Source organism: Streptomyces sp. NPDC111656 (assembly GCF_055656965.1).
On the sequence record NZ_JBVKCA010000087.1, the window covers coordinates 1 to 1,076 of the forward strand.

General features: G+C 68.2%; 1 protein-coding gene. It reads right to left on the reverse strand.

The window, feature by feature from the left end:
• On the reverse strand, positions 1-952 hold a 952-nt coding region (locus ACZ7M3_RS52865; RefSeq protein ID WP_472073997.1), incomplete at its 3' end, for an IS481 family transposase.
• Positions 953-1,076: the final 124 nt, after the last annotated feature.

The window sequence follows — 1,076 nt, forward strand, 5'->3', positions numbered from 1 at the left end:
AGGTGTATTGACCTGTGAGGTTGGGGACGCGGCTGGCGGGTGGTTGACCTTTCAGCGCGGTGTGTCCGCGGTGGTGATTGTAGGTGTGCAGCCACTGCGGAAACGCTTCACGCCGTTCCTGTTCGGAGCGGTAGGGGCGGGCGTAGGCCCATTCGTCGAGCAGGGTTCGGTTGAAGCGTTCGACCTTGCCGTTGGTCTGGGGCCGGTAGGGCCGGGTTCGCTTGTGGGTGATCCCGGCCGCCGTCAGGGCATCGCGCCAGAGGAACGACTTGTAGCAGGCGCCGTTGTCGGTCAGGACGCGTTCGACGGTGATCCCGGCCTGGGTGAAGAACGCCTGTGCGTGGTTCCAGAAGGCGGTGGCGGTCTCCTTCTTCTCGTCGGTGTGGATCTCGCTGTAGGCGAGGCGGGAGTGGTCGTCGACGGCGGTGTGGAGGTAGCTGTAGCCGGCGTTGGAGCGGGTCTTTCGGCCGGCCTGGCGGCCCAGCGTCTTGTGGCCGCCGCCGTCGGGGATGTTGCCGAGTTTCTTGATGTCGACGTGTACCAGTTCGCCGGGGCGGTCGCGTTCGTAGCGGCGGATGACGCGGCCGGTGGCCCGGTCGAGATGGGTGAGGCGGGCCAGGCGGTAGCGGGTCAGCACGCGGTGCACGGTCGAGGGCACAAGCCCGAGCAGGTGTGCGATGCGGGCCGGTCCCCAGCGGCGCAGTACGCGGACCTTGATGATCCGCCGTTCGGTGCGGGTCGGCAGTCGGTGGGGACTGTGGTGCGGGCGGCTGGAGCGGTCGGTCATCCCGGCCTCGCCGAACCGGCGGTAGCGGTCGGCCCAGCGTTGGGCGGTGGTGGGTGAGACCTGGAAGCGTTCGGCGGCGCGGCGCAACGGCCAGCCGTCCTCGACGACGCAGCGGGCCAGGCGCAGGCGTCCGGTCTCGGTCAGGGGTGCATTACGGTGGGGCACGAGGGCCTTTCTGTTGGTGTAGACGTCGCAATCCACACCGAACCGGAAGGCCCTCACCTGTTCAAGATCCCTCAGCCGAGACCTGGCTCACCCGTCCACAACCTCCCGGGGCAATACACCTAGG